A 16,823-nucleotide genomic window follows, 5' to 3' on the forward strand; every position below is an offset into this window, starting at 1 on the left:
TTAAAAAATGAAAATGGAACAGTCTTATTCCAAAAAACGTTCTATACTAATAGTGCAGGGTATGTATATGGACATATTTTAACAAGTGATTTGCCATCAGATTTTTATCTTGATGTATATATAGAAGCTAAAGTTATAAAGCTTAATGGGGTTACTTCTGAAGTTATTCAATCTCCAACTTTTAGTATTGATTTATTAGAAAGTGAAGATTTATTGAAAATAATAAATGATATATCTACAGAGCTAGAAGAGGAATTTCCTAGTGAAAAAGTTTTAACAGAACAAGAAAAAATAGAACTGGTAGAAATAATTACAGATCAAGTTAATGTATTTGAAGCTGATGTGGAACAGGCAATACTTGAAGCAAAAGAAAGTGAAATAAAAGAAGTAGAATTAGAAGAAATTGAAAACTCAGTAGATTCCAGCATGATTCAAGCCGCTGTTACTTATGATACTAAGACTACCTATACTGTTGCTAAGATATACCAAACAAATTTAAGTAGTGCTAATTCTATCAAAAATTCATACAATAGTTTTGTGAAATCTCGTGGACTAATGTTTGCTAATTCATACAGACTAGGAATGTTTTACAATTTAGTTAAATCAAATGGAGCTTGGGATTTAAAACGAAAATTAGGAACAAAAAACACCTATAAATTTAAAGGTATCAATAAAACGGGAGAATACATCGGTAATCATCATTATGGTTATATGGGAAAAGCTATTGGTTTTAGTGATACAACTTTAAAAAGCGCTGCCGGAATGTATCAAATTAAATCAGGTACATCAAATTGGAAATTTATTTCTTCTTATTTCGATGATCCATCAGATCAAGCAGCTATTACTAGTGGTTACACAGACTATAATAAGGGAATACGTTTTAGAGTATTAATTGCATAAGTATATGATATGTGAAACTAATAATTATTAAGGAGTAAAAAATGAAATTTAGCAAAATATTGTTAGGAATAATTTTATCAATTATACTTTTGTTCGGCATCCTATTCCTTATCTTAGATTCATTTATTCGTGTTGAACTTGATGAACTCAATGGAACTGGTGAAATTCAGGAAACATATTTTTCTCCAAATAAAAAATATCAGGCTGATTTTTTTATAATTAATGAAGGAGGAGCAACAGAAGGATATCAAGAAAGGGTATCTATTACTTCCCTAGATGATAATCGAAAAGAATTTAATGATAAAACCATCTATTGGTTATATCCATCAAACGATAAGATATCAATAGTGTGGGAAAGTAATAATATAATAATAATAAATGGGAAAACAATAGATATTAAAGATCAGAATACTTATTATAATTGGAAAAAGGATAATAAATAAGAGTTATAAAGGAATGTATCAATTTTTTGATACATTCCTTTATTGTAAACAAGATTATGTTAACCCTACGTAATGAGAGTGTAAGCCTCAATAAACTTAACGCCAATTTAATTATAAAAGGAACATTATCAATAAAATGAACTGTTTGAAGTAGCAATACCATTGAAATCAAACTATATTTATATCTTTACCTCAACAATTATTTTACTTAATCGAAATATCTGTTCTAAAGTGTCCTGCACATCAATTTCTATTAAAATTCTTGTTGGTTCTATAATATTAACTTTTTTCACGATCTATATTGGTCAGGAATTTTAGATTATTACTATTACACTTTCTCTTGAAAAAGCATTATATAATTAGTAAATAAGTGTTTGTGCTAGTATTTATTAATTGATAAAATTTCCCCCTACTTTTACTCCTGCATGATCCTCTAAATTTCGGCGTCTTCTTAAATACCTCTCGGTAGTTAAAAGAGACTCGTGACCCAGCATATCTTGTATGCTTTTGAGGTCAATACCTTTATCAGCAAAATAAGCAGCTGTGTAATGCCTGCAGGTATGAGGAGTAATATTAAACCTTTTACTTCCTTTTTCATGGAGCATCTTTCTTCGCTTGATAAATGGAAATATATGGCTGGTCGTGAGTATTAATTTAGAGAATTCAGTACTTAGATAACTAGAATTGTAATGCCCGCCACTTGCTTTAGGAAAAAAGGCAGTTTCATCTACCTCGGATAACTCACTGTAAATTCCTCTTCTTTTTCGAAACTCACTAACAACCTCCAGAACATCATTAAAAATCTTAGCATTTCTCTCCTTGTTCCTCTTACCTGTCACACTTAAGAAATAACTATCACTTTTAGGATAATAAAAAAGGGAAGACCAATTAGCTGTTGCCAGTTCATCTATACGTAATCCAGTTGAAACCAATACATATAACAATGTGTAAGCAAAATAGTTTTCTTTTTTAAAGTATTCTAAGAGCTGCTGCACTTCATGATCATAAAAGTCACGATTAACAAGCTGTTCTTTATCGACACTTACCCTTTTTAACATAATCGTTACATCTTTTTTAATGGCACCTCGTTTAAAAAGGTATGTTAAAAATTGCTTAATAACAGTTGTTTTTCTTCTTAAAGTTGAAGGGGCAAGATTTTTTTCTTCTATTATATATTGGTATTTTTGAACATCTTCTTCATCAATATACCTGATCCCCCCAAATTGACTTGCAAACTCAATAAATTCTTTAACATCCCGAAAATATTCCCTCTTTGTATTATCTGATCTTTTTTTGCCAATTGTAGGTTCATCATGCAGGAAAAGGTAAAGTAACATTTCGTCCGGAACATGATCCCAGGATACACTTGAAAAACCATTGTCTATGAAAATCTTAAAAAATTGATTATTATTCCAAAATTCTGGAGAAGATAAATTTAAATCATATTTATTACCCTTTAATATAATCTCCATAATTTCCCTCCTGCCTCTCTTGGATAAAGTTGTAAATAGAACCTTGTCCAAGCTCCTACAAATCTTAAACTTCTCTATTTCTAATTTTACACTACTAAAATCTCAAAACCTAGAAAAATCCATGATTTTCATAGTTTTATATACAAATAATAAACAGTAAATATTTTTTATAATATTAATACTTGTATTACCTTAATTTTCTTGTTAATATGGTGTTGACTAATTAAGTTAGTCAACACCATATTACATATTTTAGTAGATGGTAAAATATGTAGGTGGAGATAAGTATAAGGTTTGATTTGGTAGAAAATGTATTTTATTCGGTTGGAGAACAATCAAAACATAATAATCAACAAAAAACAAATTCTGATCATAAAATTTATGATGTAACTTTTCAAGATTGTTCTAGAGACGAGATGATCCTTGTAACTTGGGAAAGGCTTATACGTAATAACGAAACTATTGATGTTAGTAAATATGATTGCATCTCAATTGGTCCAATTTTATTTATTGATTCCTCAAAGGAAAAACAGCTCACCAATATGAGTAACAAGATTTTACAGAAGCTTTTAAAAAATGATCTGAATATAAAACAATGAAATGTTAAAACAATTAAAAATATGGGACGATACATAGCAGGAGATATTTCCGTTTCTATGTACGAATTAAGGAAGGGTGTATAGAAGGATGTATACAATTGAATTTATTTCAAAAAGAGTACAAAAGGAGTTAACTAAACTCAGTTATAAGGATCAAGAAATTATTAAAAAAGCTATAAAGGTTCTTGAATCAGATCCCCGACCTTTTTCTCTACAATATTCTCCACTAAACATTGATAAAAGCATAAAGAGAGTTAAGTGTAAAAGAGCTAGATTATTTTATCTAATAGACGATAGCAGAAAATTGATCCAAATCGGGAAAATTCAAAATAGAGACTCACATTCTTATAATAACTATGCTATTAAAGATTGGTTTTCTGGAGTAGCGTAATAGGAGCATTTAAGGAGAAATATAATTATGTACATTACAGTTAATGAACTAGCCAGTATATTAAATAAAACTAAAAGACAAATACAATATATGATTTCCAATAGGATTGCTCAACCAATTAACCCTGATACCCACAGAAGAGATGGGGGTTATCGCTTTAGCTCGACAGAAGTTGAGAGATTAAAGGAAATATACAACAGGAACGATTTGTCATTAAAAGAGGCATCTAGAATAGTCGGAATAACTCCGCAATACTTGAATCAACTTGCATTGGTTAATAAAATTCAAAGCAGCATGGTGAGTGTCGGACATCGTTTAGAGCGTAGATTTACCAAAGAAGATTGTGAAAGTATTCTCGTTGAATTAAAACAGAAAAAACATTCAAAAAGAAATAATCAGTACGGAAAAAGACTTAGCAATTATAGCAACGGGGTTAGATTGTTTAAACATATAACACTGGACGATCAAAAGTATGTTATTGTCAATACAGATCCTTTATCTGTTCTTAATGAAAAAGGTGAAACAGTTTATATAAATAGTATTGATATTAATATTGAAAGATGGATAGATAAGCCATATGTTACAAAAAAGGGATTCGTAGAATTTCAAATTCCTATCCCTAAGTACGTAGAACATCCTGCTTACAATCTTTTCTATACATTAATAAAACAGATAGGACCCAAAAACATTCAATTTTTTGAGACTCCCTTAGGGGATTATTACATAAGAACTAGACAGTCGAAAATTCATCTTTGTGATGATCAGTTTGATTTACTACAAAAATTCATCTTAAAAGGAAGAATAGAGAAAACAGCAGATTTTATTTTCCTTTCTTCAGATTTTGATCAAGTACTATTAGATATACCTTATGATACACACAAAAAGGTAGCCACATTAGCTCATAAAAACCAACAAAGTGTAAACGACTTATTTCTTAATATAATAGAAGAGTATTTAGGTGATTTGGATGAAGAGTAGCAAAAATATGTTGAAACGATACAAAGCCGCTGCGAGGATAACACATCATCTGAAAAAAATTGATGATGTAAAATCTAGTTGTAATCCTGATGACATTTTAGACTTTATCATTAAAAATTTATCAGAAGATCAGCTGATAGAAATAAGTAATGATCTATTTACATTAGAAAGGCAAAAGCTAAATAGTAAAAACTACCTTTTAATAATAGCGTCCGGTATTATTAATTTAAACAATAGCGCTCAACAGAAAAATAAGTGAGTTTTTAAAATTCAGCAACTAGGAAGTTACAATTTATGAGAAACGATACATTAAAATTAATTGCTGTTTTATCAATGTTAACAGACCATATTGGTCTAATCTTTTTCCCTCAAATTGAGATTTTAAGAGTAGTAGGTAGAATTGCTTTTCCTTTATTCGCCTTTGGGATTGCTGTGGGATCTTACTACACAAAGAGTATCAAGAAATATGCAATTAGGCTGTTTGTATTTGCATTGATTTCAACGGTTCCACACTATCTTGTTATAAATAATATGCAATTTAATATCCTGTTTACGTTTTCGGTGTCTGTTATAGGCATTGCCTTTCTGAAAGAAAAGAAAAAGCTTTATGGATTATTATGGCTACTAGTAGTTCCAATAATTTTACCTTTAGAATACGGTCTATATGGGGTGTGGGTACCAGTTTTATTTTATCTTTTTAGACAAAAAAAAATAACCCAACTTTTACTTTTTGCGTTGGTAACCATCTTCTTTTGCTTATTTTATAGTACTTGGATTCAATTGTTTGCTATACCGTTCTCATTATTACTATATTGGAAGCCAAGGCATCAATTATCTTTACCTAAGTACTTCTTTTATTTATTCTACCCTCTTCACTTATTAATACTTGGTTTATTCTTATGGTTTTTCTGAGCTTTCAATGATGAGTATAGAATCTATGCGACAGTTAAAATATAAACATAATTTTTCAAGTAATCTCCTTGGATAGCGCTCCATATCATCATTATAAAGTCGTCTGACTACCTCATATTGTTCTTCTATATCGACGGCCAGTTGACGTATTGACAAAGAAGCTGCATTTTTCTCGTTGTATTCTTTTACTAAATTAGCTAAATTGGATCGTATTTGAACCATTATTGTAAGCACCATCCATCTACTATTTCTTGTCATGATAATATTACGTTGTGTAGTTAGTATTGTCGACTAACTATATTAGTCACCTTTTGGTTTTTGTTAAATAATTCCATTTAAGAGCTTGGAAGAAGTGTCTTGGGAGTGAATCCCTTTTAAGCAGGAAAATGCCCCATTTTTGCAAAGCCGACTTTTTATCTATTCATTTTCATTACTTATGGCTTATAAAAAGAGTAAAATATTGATATAGGTAACAAAACCAATTATTTAAAATAATTGGTATCTATTGTCCTCACATTTAGTTGAAGGGAGTAAATATATGAAAACTATTGCAATTGATATAGGCATAGTTTTTTTAATAATGATACTGAAGCAATAATGTACGTTATAAAAGATGGTGAAATTGAACCTTCAGAATATATATTTTCCATTCCTGTCATTACCTTTTCATGGTCAGCAGTTAGTGAAGATGATGTTAAGTTTGGCTTTTACAATGTCTTTGGAGATAAAGACAAGGAAAAGAGATTATTAAATGAAATGAAAAAAGCGATTAGAACAATAGAAGGAAGATAATTTCTTAGCGTTCTTTCCTGGAGTAAATAAAAAATAGCATTGGAGGATAAAAGTAGATGTTTAAAACTAATAGCAAGGAAGAGATTGTATATCATCATAAATCAGGAATTCTTAAGTTTAAATTCCCATACCTTAATACTAGCAAAGTGGCAGACGAGAAGACCAATGAAATTGCGATGGACTATTCTAATGTAGAAATACATATAACAAATAATGAATTAAACGATCAAAGTTTAGTGACAGTTTTTCTAATAGAAGCAGAAGGTAGTTATTCTGTAACAAACTTTGTAGAGCATATTGCTACTGATATAAGAAATACTTACATTAAGCCAATGTTTTTTAACTACCAAGATATTTCTAAGCAATTATCTAATAAGATAAAATGGATTCAAGTTGATTATTATCCTGAATTAGGTGCTTTAGAGGTAGAAATGAGTTGGGATGAAAAAAGACAACGATTTAATTCTCCTGCATGGAATAAATGTGATAATGCTGCTATTCTTGACTACATTAGTACAAAAAAAGAAAAGTATTGATGTAATGATTAGACACTTTATAAAATTCCAAAAATAATTAAATGTTCACATATGGCATTGCATATGGTCTTAATTCTGTTATCATATAAACTAATTAAATATACTAAAAGGCGGAACACGCAAATAGCTCTTGGAATATAGAGTCGTTTGCGTGTTTTCTTTTTTATAAAAGGGAGGAAATTTACTATGATAATTTTAGAAGAAGCAAAGGACTTATTTGTAAAATTAATGCAGAAAAATAGCAAAGAAAGAGAATGGGAAATGGGTTATGTTTTATTCCAGTGTTTAAATATGAGAGATCCAAGAACAGGGGACCATAGCTTACTTGTAGCATACTATTCATATAAAATGGGGCAGATATTAAACTTAAATAAGGAACAACTCTTCCTAGCTGGTTTGTTGCATGATATAGGAAAAATTGAAATGAGCGATGAAGTACTTAAAACAGATAAAAAACTTTCAAAAGTTGAGCGAAAACAACTAAAAAACCACGTGTTACAAGGTGTCTTTTTACTAAGTGAAATGGAATTCGATTCAAATATTATAGAGTTCTGTTCACAACATCACGAAAGAATTGACGGCAGCGGATACCCACTAGGTATTAAAAATGAAAAATTATCACTAATTGGGAGGATAGCAAATGTTACTGATGTCTACAGTGCCTTAACAGCCAAGAGAAAATATAATCATGATGATCCATACTCTACACTGGAATCACTTAAATTAATGGAATCCCAACAAGTTTTCGATCCAGGTGCACTCTCCGTTTTATCAATGGTAGTTCAGTCTGATAGCAAAATTAAGCAATTTGCATAAAAACGAGAGGAATAAATGTATGAAAGCAGTAAAATATAGTTTATTTCTTATTGTTTTTATGTTTCTATATGGATGTAGTAACAATACAAGCTTGTCCTCAACAATAGAAAGTCTCGAAACCTCGATTACTCCTATATCTCTTCCTGAAAATGTTCATGTTGAACGAGTCATTGACGGTGATACTATTGAATTTCGTACTGATGATGGCACACTACATGTCGGGCGCCTATTATGTATAAACGCACCTGAGTACACGAAAACTAGGCAACCTTATGGTAAAGAAGCTACTCTTTTCTTAAGAAACCTAATAGAAGATAAGGATATAGAAATTGAATATGACATCGATATTACAGATAAATATGATAGAAAATTAATACATGTTAAATTTAATGGTCTAAATGTACAGGAGCTTCTCCTTAAAGAAGGATTAGTAAGAGTTGCTTATCTTTATAACGATTATAAGTATATTGATAAGTACAGAGAGGCTGAACAGCTTGCTGCTAATAAACAAATAAATATTTGGTCCAAAGAAAAGTATGTGGACAGCAATAATGGATTTGATATAGAAGCTTATAACGGATATTAATATTTAACCTGAATTTATCAATTTATAGCCCTTTTCGGGGCTTTTTTTCGACCTTGACAGAATCCGAGAGTTAGAGAATACAGTAACATCTCTATAATTGGGAGGGACATTGTAATGTATTCATTTATTAAAAGAATGTATGAAACTAAACGTTCTGCTGGGACTTATGTATATAATGATGCAGCAATTGATACTCTTGTTTCAAAAGGCTATATAACAACAGAACAAGGGGCTGAAATTAAACAGTTTGAGCAAATTTAGCACCTACGGAGTAAGGTGTATTTTTATTATAAGCACAAGAATTATTAGAAGGAATTTTATATGGTTCCTTCTAATAATTCTTTAGACAAATATCCTAAATTACTTGCTTCAATTAAAAGTAGTTGATTTATTGTGATATTTTTTAAGTCAGATCTACTATAGAGGGAATTTAATTCTTCTTCCTCTGCTAGATAATTAACTCTACTTGACCCTTTGGAGATTAATAACATATTAAGTTCATAGGCTTTTTTATCATAAATGCTTTGCTCTTCTTCAAGCTCTTTAATTTTCTTAATGGTTGATTCCGACATCAAGTTTTGTGGAATTAAAACTTCAATATGAGCAGGGATTGATTCGAGTGTTAGTTGTTTTGATAAGTATGCACGATGGTTACCTCCGTTACCAACTGTAAATTTGCCATTTGGTAGAAGAATTAATTCAAAGTCTTGGAGGTGTATAGGTTTCCATCCTTGTACTTTAACATTTTCACTTAAGTACATTAGTTTACCTGAATTTAATATCTCTTTTTCTGAGAGTGAAAATCCAATAATGTTTCTTGGGTTTATATACCTTGAACCAAGATTTGCAATTCGATAAGGGGAGTAGCCCTCTACTACCTCATCAAACATTAACCATTTATCTTGTTCGTTATGCACGGTTAATTACCTCCTAGTAAGTCCTTGATGTAATTAATTCTATTTATTTTTTAAAAAACCTTTTTACATAACAGGGAATTTTAATGCAACAACACATTGAGAAGGTGTGTTATATAACTAAAGGGAAGTTTAATAGGAAAGAATAAACCTTGTTTTAAGGAGGGGAATATTGAACAAACCAAAGTTAATTGTCGTAAATGTAATTACTGGACTATTTGTTACGATATCTAGTGTTACCGGATATATCTTTAGTGGGATTGGAGAGGGTTCTACCAATGACTTCACAATCCTCATTTGGGTGTTTATTTGGGTAATCGGTTTACTTTTACAACTCAAACTAAAAACTAGAGTAATAGGAATAATTGTTACTCTCATTCCAGTTGTATACTTCCTTTACGTTTATATTTCCGCTGTAATGATGTAGATATTTTGTGAATGTACTTAAAAGAGAGCTTTAGTTTAAGAAGCAGAGTTAAGTCAGCATTAATTTGTTGGCTTTTTTGTTTCGCAATCGGGAATTTGATCTACTATAATTGAAGCGCCATTGCCATTAAAGAACAAGCAAGCATAACCTTGGCAAAGTAAAAGGGAGATTATGCTTGTTTGTTCGTTTTTTTGTTTAACAATTTTATTTACTTTTGCTAAAATCCCTTAAACACCGTCTTTTTATATCTATTCGGAGTTACTAGTAAGTAGTAAATATGATAATATATGTATAAATATATAAAATGGAGGGTGTACAATTGTCTCATAAGAATAGCCCTAAAAAATTTGCACTTAATATGAGCGCTGCTCAATTCACTAAATTTTATATCCTTCACCTTCTCCAGACAAAACCAAGCGGTATGATATCAGAACATTTTAAAGAGGAATTCAAGAAGATTGGTGGCCAATGGGTACCAGCTCCGTCTACCCTTCTTGACACCCTACATGATATGACAAATGATGGTTTATTAACCCGTAGAGACTCCTATAAATCTCTCGAAAAGAGGCGACAACGTGTATATTACTATACATTAACTGAACAAGGGAAAGAAGAGTTTGATATTCTTAAAAAGAAATACCTTATTTTGTTCCAAGAGCAAAAGGAAATTATCGAACGTATCTTAAAAACAGTTTTTAATTAAAAAAGGATTGGTCATAATATGAATGAGATACTGATGGTTCAAAAAAATATGATTGATGTGGCAAAAGAGCTATTCAAATCACATGTTTCTATAGTAGAGGATTGGGAAAACAAGTGGAAAATACTTTCTGATAATCCTTATGAAGATGGAATCGTTGATACAGCCTCATTTAGAGCCTACCTACTAATATTAGAGGAAATTACAAACGAGTACAACCTACCCATTAGTAATTTAAAATCGTGGATTCATAATTATAGAGATAGGATAGTATCTTTTGTAGAGCCATTTATAGAAAATGAATGGTCTTATAATAGAAGTAGAAAGAATGCAAGAGATATTAAGAGTGAAAACCAAGAACTTGTCACTAGTTTAGTAAATACAGAATTTGCTGAATCAGGAAGTGCACTTATTTTTCATAAATTACGAGAAACAATTAGTAAAAATGAATTTAAAGATATCCAGGTATATCCGACCGCTCAGATATCAGATGAAAGAAAAAAAATGAAAGCTATAGCCCAAGTTAGAAATGAGGCAAATAAAGGATTAAGACTAACATCATCTGAGATTGAACAATGGCAAAATTTAACCGATCATGCTATTTCGGTTATGGATGATTTAACCGCAGATATTTTTGATATTATTTCAATTATGTGGATGAAGAAAGCCCAATATAAAGATGAGATGATTCACTTTCATTGTGATGATGCTTTAAATCTAAGAAATATACAAGGTCGTAGTGGTGGAGAAGGGGAATACCAGACTGGTTACAGAAAAAAAGATCGCGATGATGTAATGAAAAGATTAGCAGCCTTATCTTCAATATGGATACGTATTGAAAAAGATGAATTAAGACTAGTAGATGAAGAGACAAAGAATATAGATAGGCTTGAGCAAGTTCAATTTAACCCTTTATTCCTAGTTGATAGTATTACAGTTGCTTATAGAGGAGACGAACCTGTTGGAATATATGAATGTAGTATTAGACCTGGAGAAATAATGAGTCATTTCCTTTTCGGCGCAAGAAAAGAGAGTGGATTCCTAGCTTTGAAAGCATTACAGTATAATCCAATAAGACAAAAATACCATAAACGACTAGCACGTTATCTAGCATGGCAATGGAGAATAAGGCAAAAAAAAGCAGATTACTTTCGTCCTTATAATTTAAGTGGGGACAAAGGAATTCTTAAAGTAATGGGGTTAGAGATTAATGAAAGGTATCCCCAACGAACAAAAGAAACTGTTGAGAATGTATTGGACACTTTATTAGAAGATAAGATTATTGACAATTGGGAGTATATTGGAGATTTTGATGGAATTTCATCAAAAAAATTCTGGTTGGAAGGTTGGCTTAATTCTCAGGTGCGTATTATTCCTACTACGGATTTATTAAGTCAGTACAAAAAAGAAAATATTGAAGAAAGGCAGACAATTAATACAATCAGTATGTTACAAAGCTTAATAGAAAAAGAAAAGAAAATAGTAAGTGAATACGAGAATAGTACTAATGATGATACGAATGCTCTTGCAAGTCTCTTTACAAAGGAGAGAAAAAAGAGGAATCTTTCTATTTCAGCAGCAGCTAGTCAAATAGGCGTTTCTCATAGTACCCTCTCCCGATTTGAGAGAGGACAAATAAAAAAGCCTACAAATGAAAATATAGAGAAAATAAAAAACTGGTTAGGAATAGAAGACTTGGATTAATCCAAGTCTTCTTTCTTGATTTGAAGTGGGCTTTATTATGAGGGTGTTGTAATTATTTTCCGAAAACATATATACTCACATATTGTTCAAAAAATCTATCCTAAATAAAAGTGGATTTTTTATTCCGCAAACAGGCCAGATTGAAGAAGATCAATTAGAATGAAATTGGTATTGTGAAGAGTTACACTTAAACTAAAGGAGCAGGTTAGTTGAATAAGAAATGGTAAAATTACAGTAACAAATTGAGGTGTAGATATGTTTTTAAATGACTATATGAATGAAAATTTTCCTAACTTAAATCTTAAACCACCCTTGTTTTATAACTGGGAAATCGGCATACGATTCGAGTTAGGGGAAGAGCGGGATAGAGAATATCATTACGGAAATAATCCTTATGTGCAGGGGGTTTATAAGAGGGCTGTTACGTTGTTTGAATCATTGCATTCACAAGACGAGGAAGTTTTTGTAGTAGTTGATGTGAATGATTTTGGAGATGGAAAAAGCTATAAGCAGAAAGGGAGGATTTTTGCTCCTTATATCTATGAAAAATCAGTCTTATATAAAATAAAGCATACAGAAATTCCTTATATTTTCCCAGAAGATGATGAAGACGGAAAATATAGAACACATAGGTTTACCCTTGAATGTAAAGTATCTGATATGAAATACACTCCATTGTTAAAAGCAGTATGCAATCAGGATTTAGAAATCAAACCAAGTATTTTTCATAGGATATATTTTTTAAATATCAAAAGGAAAACCATTTTTCATGTGTACGATGATAGAGGATGTGATGTGCTTGCTACCTCATCTGAATCAATACGAGACATTTATAATGCATACAATGATTGGATATTGGATTACGACAAAGACGAAATAGATAAAGTATTTAAATAAAAAATGTCCTTGTTGAACTAACGGGTGCTTTAGTCTAAAATCAATCTTCAGCAATCAAAAGCGCGATTCTTTAATAAGAAGGATCGATTTTTCTTTACCAAATATAGATGGGATAGTGGAAGTAAGAGTAGAAAGGAGAATCCTCCATCATGCATAGTCGATTAAAACTGAACCAACGACTCACAATCTCGTTATAGTAAAGAGATAGATTCACTCTTTGAGGGAGTAAGAAAATATGCTTATTGTCGGTTCTTTATCTTTATTTTTATATATTTTTTTTCAAATTTAATTTTTTAGAAAATTTCAAACAGCCAATTCCAATTGCTAATATAAATATTGATCGTATAAGAGTATATGGAGCGAAAAGTACTAAGCTAGCTAAACAAAAATAAAGAGCCCACAATGTAATAATCCAACCGCCAATTAATAGTAAGCTTCCGATTAAATCTTTCATACTTTAAATCTCCTTTTTATATCCTATAAGGAACTTGGTATTATATTTAGAAACCCTTTATGAATAAAGGGTTTCTAAAAAATTACATAGAAAAATTAAAATAGTCTTGAGGAGCACCAGGCATCAACATACCAAAATCCCAACTTGAATCGACCCACCAACGTTCGATAGTTACATAACTTGTTGAACCTGATGCAGGGAACATGTAAAATTCATGAGCAGGTGCTTTATCATGAGAGCCTGTTATTGATAATGATGATTTAGTTAATGTAGCATTGTAGTAATAGTTTATATTTGGATACATTGAACTAAACGGAATTCCAACATCATGATTAACTCTCCATTGCATTTTTGTTGTTGTAACAAGATCTTTTGTTAATTTTATTCCATCAGTACTAGCCTGTTTAGTCCATGCATAAGGTGCAACACATGCTGATGTATAGCATTTATGAGATTGACCTGTTTCGGGAAAATGTGTCATATATGGCATCCAAAAGCCAACATTGACGTTACTTTCTGTTCTAAATTTATTCGAATAAGGATCAAATCCACTACGATTATCACCAGCTAGCCAATAAGCAGAATATGGATCCATAACTGATTTTTGAGGTATGAAAGTTCTATATATAAATGCATATTCTTCACTTTTTGGTAAAGCTAAAGTAGATACATCATTATTTGAATCTTTAGTTACTTTTTCGCCGAAAAAATTAGTTGTTCCTTTTAATTCATCAGAATTTTTTATCGGTATATCAACAATTTTTGTCATTACACCACGACTTTGATACAATTCCCTTTTTTGTTCTTCAGTTAAATCTAGTTTATTTTCCTTTAATTCTAGATCTATTTGATTTTTCTTTGTTTCGTCTACTTCAACTTGAGCAAGAACTTCATATCTGTATCTTTGTCCTTCTTTAACATTCTTGTCAATAAATGTTAGACCATTAGTTTCTCCTATTTTCTTTTCATCTCTATAAATTTCGTAAAATCCATCATCATCAATAATATTACTCCATTTCAATTTAACAAAATTTGTTGTTGAAAGGGTTTCAAGGTATCCTTCATTTATTTGCTGTTCTAAAAGATCAATGTCATCTTCTTGATTTAATACCCTAGTTGATTGATTATCTTTTTCTTCTTTATTTGTTTTAACTTCTATTATATCATCTAATTTGTTTTTCTTAAAAATGCCAACTTTATAGTTTTGTCCTGAATCAATATCTTTATCTACAAATTTTTCATCTTTCCCTGAATAAATCAATCCTCCATTTTTATACACTTCATAGTGATCTGCTTCTTGATTGAATTCAAGAGTTAAAGAATCTTTTGAGTAATTAATTTCGACTGGATCTTCTGCTGCCATTACGATATTATTGCCATAAAGAGCTCCAGCTAAAGCAAGTGGTAACACTAAGTACTTAGAGTTTAGTATCTTTCTAGTGGAAATGAAATTATTAATTGACATAAACATCCTCCTTTTTGGGAATAACAAATACTACCCAATTATTACAAAAAATTTACTTTTTTTCTATAAAATTACAAAAAATGCATCTTTTTACATACTTTTCGTTACATTTGAACTACGTTAGTCTTGCCTTTTGCATTCAAAAGTACGGTTTATTTATCTCATTTTTTATATGTTGGAAATCATACATAATTTTTAAAGTGACAAGTAACTATTGAATCTTTAAATCGTGATCTTCAACAATTAAAAGCGCTGTTATTGAATAAGGATAGAAGCTTTTTTATTTTTAGGGTCAGTTTATAGAACAATGATGAAGTAAAATTCATAAAAAAGTAGTTGTAGAATTACCTTTAGTATTTTTGAATACATTTACAGGAAAGGAAGTTGAAATTGAAATTTATGGTAAAATGATTGTGTATTATAGCATTGAGAGGATGGTAATAGTGCTTAAGAAATTTTCAACAACATTATTATTAGTTTTATTACTATTAACTACTGCTTGTCAATCACAAAAAAATGTAATATATACTGCAGAAGGTGACAATTGGATAGCTAAGATAGATGTAATGCAAACAACTGATAAGGAAATACAGAGTTTAATACTTCAACATCAAGGGGAAGATCTTGAAAACATCGATGGAAGTAAAATAAAGTATCATATTGAAACCGATACAGGTTCTTCTAGTGGTACGGGTGTATTAACAAATGGAGGAGTTTTGGAAGTAGAAGTTGGCAACTGTAGTGGGTGTGCTTTTGTTCAAGAAGATGACGAGTTTATTTTAACTGTTGAAGGGGATGAGAAAATAGAAAGTTTAACTTTAAAAATTGATAAATAAACCAAAGAAACTAGATATTTATATTTTAGATAATACACTTAGTAAGTGAAATAGCGATCTTCAACAAACAAAGCGCCTTTGTTTAATAATTAGGAGGCGTTTTTGTTGTGGTATTGACCTAACAAGCGACAAAAAAACAAGAAAAGATGAAGTTACTTTCCTTGTTTTTCCTTCAATAACTCAAGAATTTGATGATTTAATTCAATTATGTATCCTTGATCATCTCTAGCCCGATTTAGCCTTATTAATACGAAAATAAACAATGCCATTATTAAAAGAATTAATATTAGTAGAACAATCATTAGCATTAAATATAACCTCCATCCAATACAATCTTAACATGAATAGAAAATTAATAATGAACTGTTCGCGTAAATATTGAAGAAGTAATCTTCAACAATAAAAGCGCTGTTCTTGTAAATGGATAGCTACTTTTTTTATTTATTATGCAAAAGAAATTTGTTGATTTAGCAATGAAAGGATTGAATATGTTGGATAATCATGAACAGTCATATCTTCTCTATCAAAAAGGTCTATTAGAATTCGAGAAAAATGAATTTCAAAATGCTCTAAATTGTTTTATTAAATCCAATCAGTTGTCTGAACACTCAAGAACATATGCAAGAATATATGAATGTTTATTGAAATTAGGAAAAGAGTTGGAGGCAAAGCCATATATTAAAACGGCATACACTCAAAATCCTAAACAAGACAAGGTAGCTATTCAATACGCTGAATCCCTTATATTGGAAGGGAAATCAGAATTAGCAATTGATATTCTTGAAAAGATCCTAAGACGAAATAAAACTTATAATCCAGCTAGAAAATTACTCGAACAGATAAGATATGAAATTACCTAACTATAGAGAATCCAGGTTACCTGAGATAGAAAAAGAAGATTGTTGATTTAAATGAGCTATATAACAAATTTGAAAATTTAAGGGTGCTGATTCATAATAAGCTGAAAATTCCTCAATGAAAGAAGGTGTAGCTGATTTGAT

The 16,823-nt window shown here is 30.5% G+C and carries 23 protein-coding genes; 17 read left to right on the forward strand and 6 right to left on the reverse strand.

Annotation, left to right across the window (positions count from 1 at the left end):
- Positions 1-900 (forward strand): polymorphic toxin type 44 domain-containing protein (locus ACEWK1_RS24070; protein WP_416636733.1); only part of this gene is annotated, 900 nt, incomplete at its 5' end.
- Between the two features lie 41 nt (positions 901-941).
- Entirely contained in the window at positions 942-1,343 is a 402-nt protein-coding gene (locus ACEWK1_RS24075) for a DUF5412 family protein (protein WP_098797023.1), read from the forward strand.
- 389 nt (positions 1,344-1,732) lie between these two features.
- Here ACEWK1_RS24075 and ACEWK1_RS24080 read toward each other — a convergent pair whose 3' ends face one another.
- Positions 1,733-2,815 carry a tyrosine-type recombinase/integrase gene (locus ACEWK1_RS24080; protein WP_098799148.1) on the reverse strand — a complete coding sequence of 361 codons (1,083 nt, stop codon included), beginning with the start codon at positions 2,813-2,815 and terminating at the stop codon, positions 1,733-1,735.
- 299 nt (positions 2,816-3,114) lie between these two features.
- On the opposite strand from ACEWK1_RS24080, the gene ACEWK1_RS24085 reads away from it, so the two are divergent.
- From ACEWK1_RS24085 to ACEWK1_RS24100, 4 genes are all read left to right on the forward strand, one after another.
- Positions 3,115-3,414: a hypothetical protein gene (locus ACEWK1_RS24085; RefSeq protein WP_212137935.1), complete on the forward strand. Its 300-nt coding sequence runs from the start codon at positions 3,115-3,117 to the stop codon at positions 3,412-3,414.
- Positions 3,415-3,502: 88 nt separating this feature from the next.
- Positions 3,503-3,805, forward strand: coding sequence for a type II toxin-antitoxin system RelE family toxin (locus tag ACEWK1_RS24090; protein WP_212137937.1), 303 nt, complete (start codon positions 3,503-3,505; stop codon positions 3,803-3,805).
- A gap of 27 nt (positions 3,806-3,832) precedes the next feature.
- Positions 3,833-4,783 carry a hypothetical protein gene (locus tag ACEWK1_RS24095; RefSeq protein ID WP_212137939.1) on the forward strand — a complete coding sequence of 317 codons (951 nt, stop codon included), beginning with the start codon at positions 3,833-3,835 and terminating at the stop codon, positions 4,781-4,783.
- A gap of 294 nt (positions 4,784-5,077) precedes the next feature.
- Positions 5,078-5,695 (forward strand): TraX family protein, encoded by a 618-nt coding sequence (locus tag ACEWK1_RS24100; protein ID WP_212137943.1) that lies wholly within the window; start codon positions 5,078-5,080, stop codon positions 5,693-5,695.
- Here the strand turns inward: ACEWK1_RS24100 and ACEWK1_RS24105 are convergent.
- Positions 5,681-5,917 carry a helix-turn-helix domain-containing protein gene (locus ACEWK1_RS24105; RefSeq protein ID WP_212137945.1) on the reverse strand — a complete coding sequence of 79 codons (237 nt, stop codon included), beginning with the start codon at positions 5,915-5,917 and terminating at the stop codon, positions 5,681-5,683. The genes ACEWK1_RS24100 and ACEWK1_RS24105 overlap by 15 nt on opposite strands.
- A gap of 375 nt (positions 5,918-6,292) precedes the next feature.
- Between ACEWK1_RS24105 and ACEWK1_RS24110 the strand changes: the two genes are divergently transcribed.
- The 5 genes from ACEWK1_RS24110 to ACEWK1_RS24130 all read left to right on the forward strand — a co-directional run bounded on the left by ACEWK1_RS24110 (position 6,293) and on the right by ACEWK1_RS24130 (position 8,686).
- Positions 6,293-6,487, forward strand: coding sequence for a hypothetical protein (locus ACEWK1_RS24110; RefSeq protein WP_212137947.1), 195 nt, complete (start codon positions 6,293-6,295; stop codon positions 6,485-6,487).
- A gap of 56 nt (positions 6,488-6,543) precedes the next feature.
- Positions 6,544-7,023, forward strand: coding sequence for a hypothetical protein (locus ACEWK1_RS24115; RefSeq protein WP_212137949.1), 480 nt, complete (start codon positions 6,544-6,546; stop codon positions 7,021-7,023).
- 186 nt (positions 7,024-7,209) lie between these two features.
- Entirely contained in the window at positions 7,210-7,839 is a 630-nt protein-coding gene (locus ACEWK1_RS24120) for an HD-GYP domain-containing protein (RefSeq protein WP_212137951.1), read from the forward strand.
- Between the two features lie 19 nt (positions 7,840-7,858).
- On the forward strand, positions 7,859-8,425 hold the full coding sequence (locus ACEWK1_RS24125) for a thermonuclease family protein (RefSeq protein WP_212137953.1): 567 nt from the start codon (positions 7,859-7,861) through the stop codon (positions 8,423-8,425).
- Positions 8,426-8,539: 114 nt separating this feature from the next.
- On the forward strand, positions 8,540-8,686 hold the full coding sequence (locus ACEWK1_RS24130; RefSeq protein ID WP_212137955.1) for a hypothetical protein: 147 nt from the start codon (positions 8,540-8,542) through the stop codon (positions 8,684-8,686).
- A 56-nt stretch (positions 8,687-8,742) separates the two neighbouring features.
- Here ACEWK1_RS24130 and ACEWK1_RS24135 read toward each other — a convergent pair whose 3' ends face one another.
- A complete protein-coding gene (locus ACEWK1_RS24135; RefSeq protein WP_212137956.1) occupies positions 8,743-9,342 on the reverse strand; it encodes a hypothetical protein in 600 nt (199 codons plus the stop codon).
- 169 nt (positions 9,343-9,511) lie between these two features.
- Between ACEWK1_RS24135 and ACEWK1_RS24140 the strand changes: the two genes are divergently transcribed.
- From ACEWK1_RS24140 to ACEWK1_RS24155, 4 genes are all read left to right on the forward strand, one after another.
- Positions 9,512-9,766, forward strand: a complete 255-nt coding sequence (locus ACEWK1_RS24140) for a hypothetical protein (protein WP_212137957.1) — start codon at positions 9,512-9,514, stop codon at positions 9,764-9,766.
- Between the two features lie 319 nt (positions 9,767-10,085).
- Entirely contained in the window at positions 10,086-10,469 is a 384-nt protein-coding gene (locus tag ACEWK1_RS24145; protein WP_212137958.1) for a PadR family transcriptional regulator, read from the forward strand.
- Positions 10,470-10,487: 18 nt separating this feature from the next.
- Complete coding sequence (locus ACEWK1_RS24150; protein WP_231309835.1) at positions 10,488-12,170, forward strand: helix-turn-helix domain-containing protein; 1,683 nt, start codon at positions 10,488-10,490, stop codon at positions 12,168-12,170.
- A 255-nt stretch (positions 12,171-12,425) separates the two neighbouring features.
- Positions 12,426-13,067 (forward strand): DUF3885 domain-containing protein, encoded by a 642-nt coding sequence (locus tag ACEWK1_RS24155; protein ID WP_231309837.1) that lies wholly within the window; start codon positions 12,426-12,428, stop codon positions 13,065-13,067.
- A 265-nt stretch (positions 13,068-13,332) separates the two neighbouring features.
- Here the strand turns inward: ACEWK1_RS24155 and ACEWK1_RS24160 are convergent, their stop codons facing one another.
- Complete coding sequence (locus ACEWK1_RS24160; RefSeq protein WP_212137960.1) at positions 13,333-13,521, reverse strand: hypothetical protein; 189 nt, start codon at positions 13,519-13,521, stop codon at positions 13,333-13,335.
- A gap of 82 nt (positions 13,522-13,603) precedes the next feature.
- Complete coding sequence (locus ACEWK1_RS24165; protein ID WP_212137961.1) at positions 13,604-14,986, reverse strand: DUF3238 domain-containing protein; 1,383 nt, start codon at positions 14,984-14,986, stop codon at positions 13,604-13,606.
- A 443-nt stretch (positions 14,987-15,429) separates the two neighbouring features.
- Here ACEWK1_RS24165 and ACEWK1_RS24170 point away from each other — a divergent pair, with 443 nt between their 5' ends.
- Complete coding sequence (locus ACEWK1_RS24170; RefSeq protein ID WP_212137962.1) at positions 15,430-15,822, forward strand: hypothetical protein; 393 nt, start codon at positions 15,430-15,432, stop codon at positions 15,820-15,822.
- A 152-nt stretch (positions 15,823-15,974) separates the two neighbouring features.
- Here ACEWK1_RS24170 and ACEWK1_RS24175 read toward each other — a convergent pair whose 3' ends face one another.
- Complete coding sequence (locus ACEWK1_RS24175) at positions 15,975-16,130, reverse strand: hypothetical protein (protein ID WP_212137963.1); 156 nt, start codon at positions 16,128-16,130, stop codon at positions 15,975-15,977.
- 183 nt (positions 16,131-16,313) lie between these two features.
- Here ACEWK1_RS24175 and ACEWK1_RS24180 point away from each other — a divergent pair, with 183 nt between their 5' ends.
- The gene (locus tag ACEWK1_RS24180; protein ID WP_212137964.1) at positions 16,314-16,682 is read left to right on the forward strand and encodes a tetratricopeptide repeat protein; all 369 of its coding nucleotides are present in this window, start codon (positions 16,314-16,316) and stop codon (positions 16,680-16,682) included.
- Positions 16,683-16,823: the final 141 nt, after the last annotated feature.

Source organism: Metabacillus sp. YM-086 (assembly GCF_048059995.1).
Classification (GTDB): Bacteria; Bacillota; Bacilli; order Bacillales; family Bacillaceae; genus Metabacillus; species Metabacillus litoralis_B.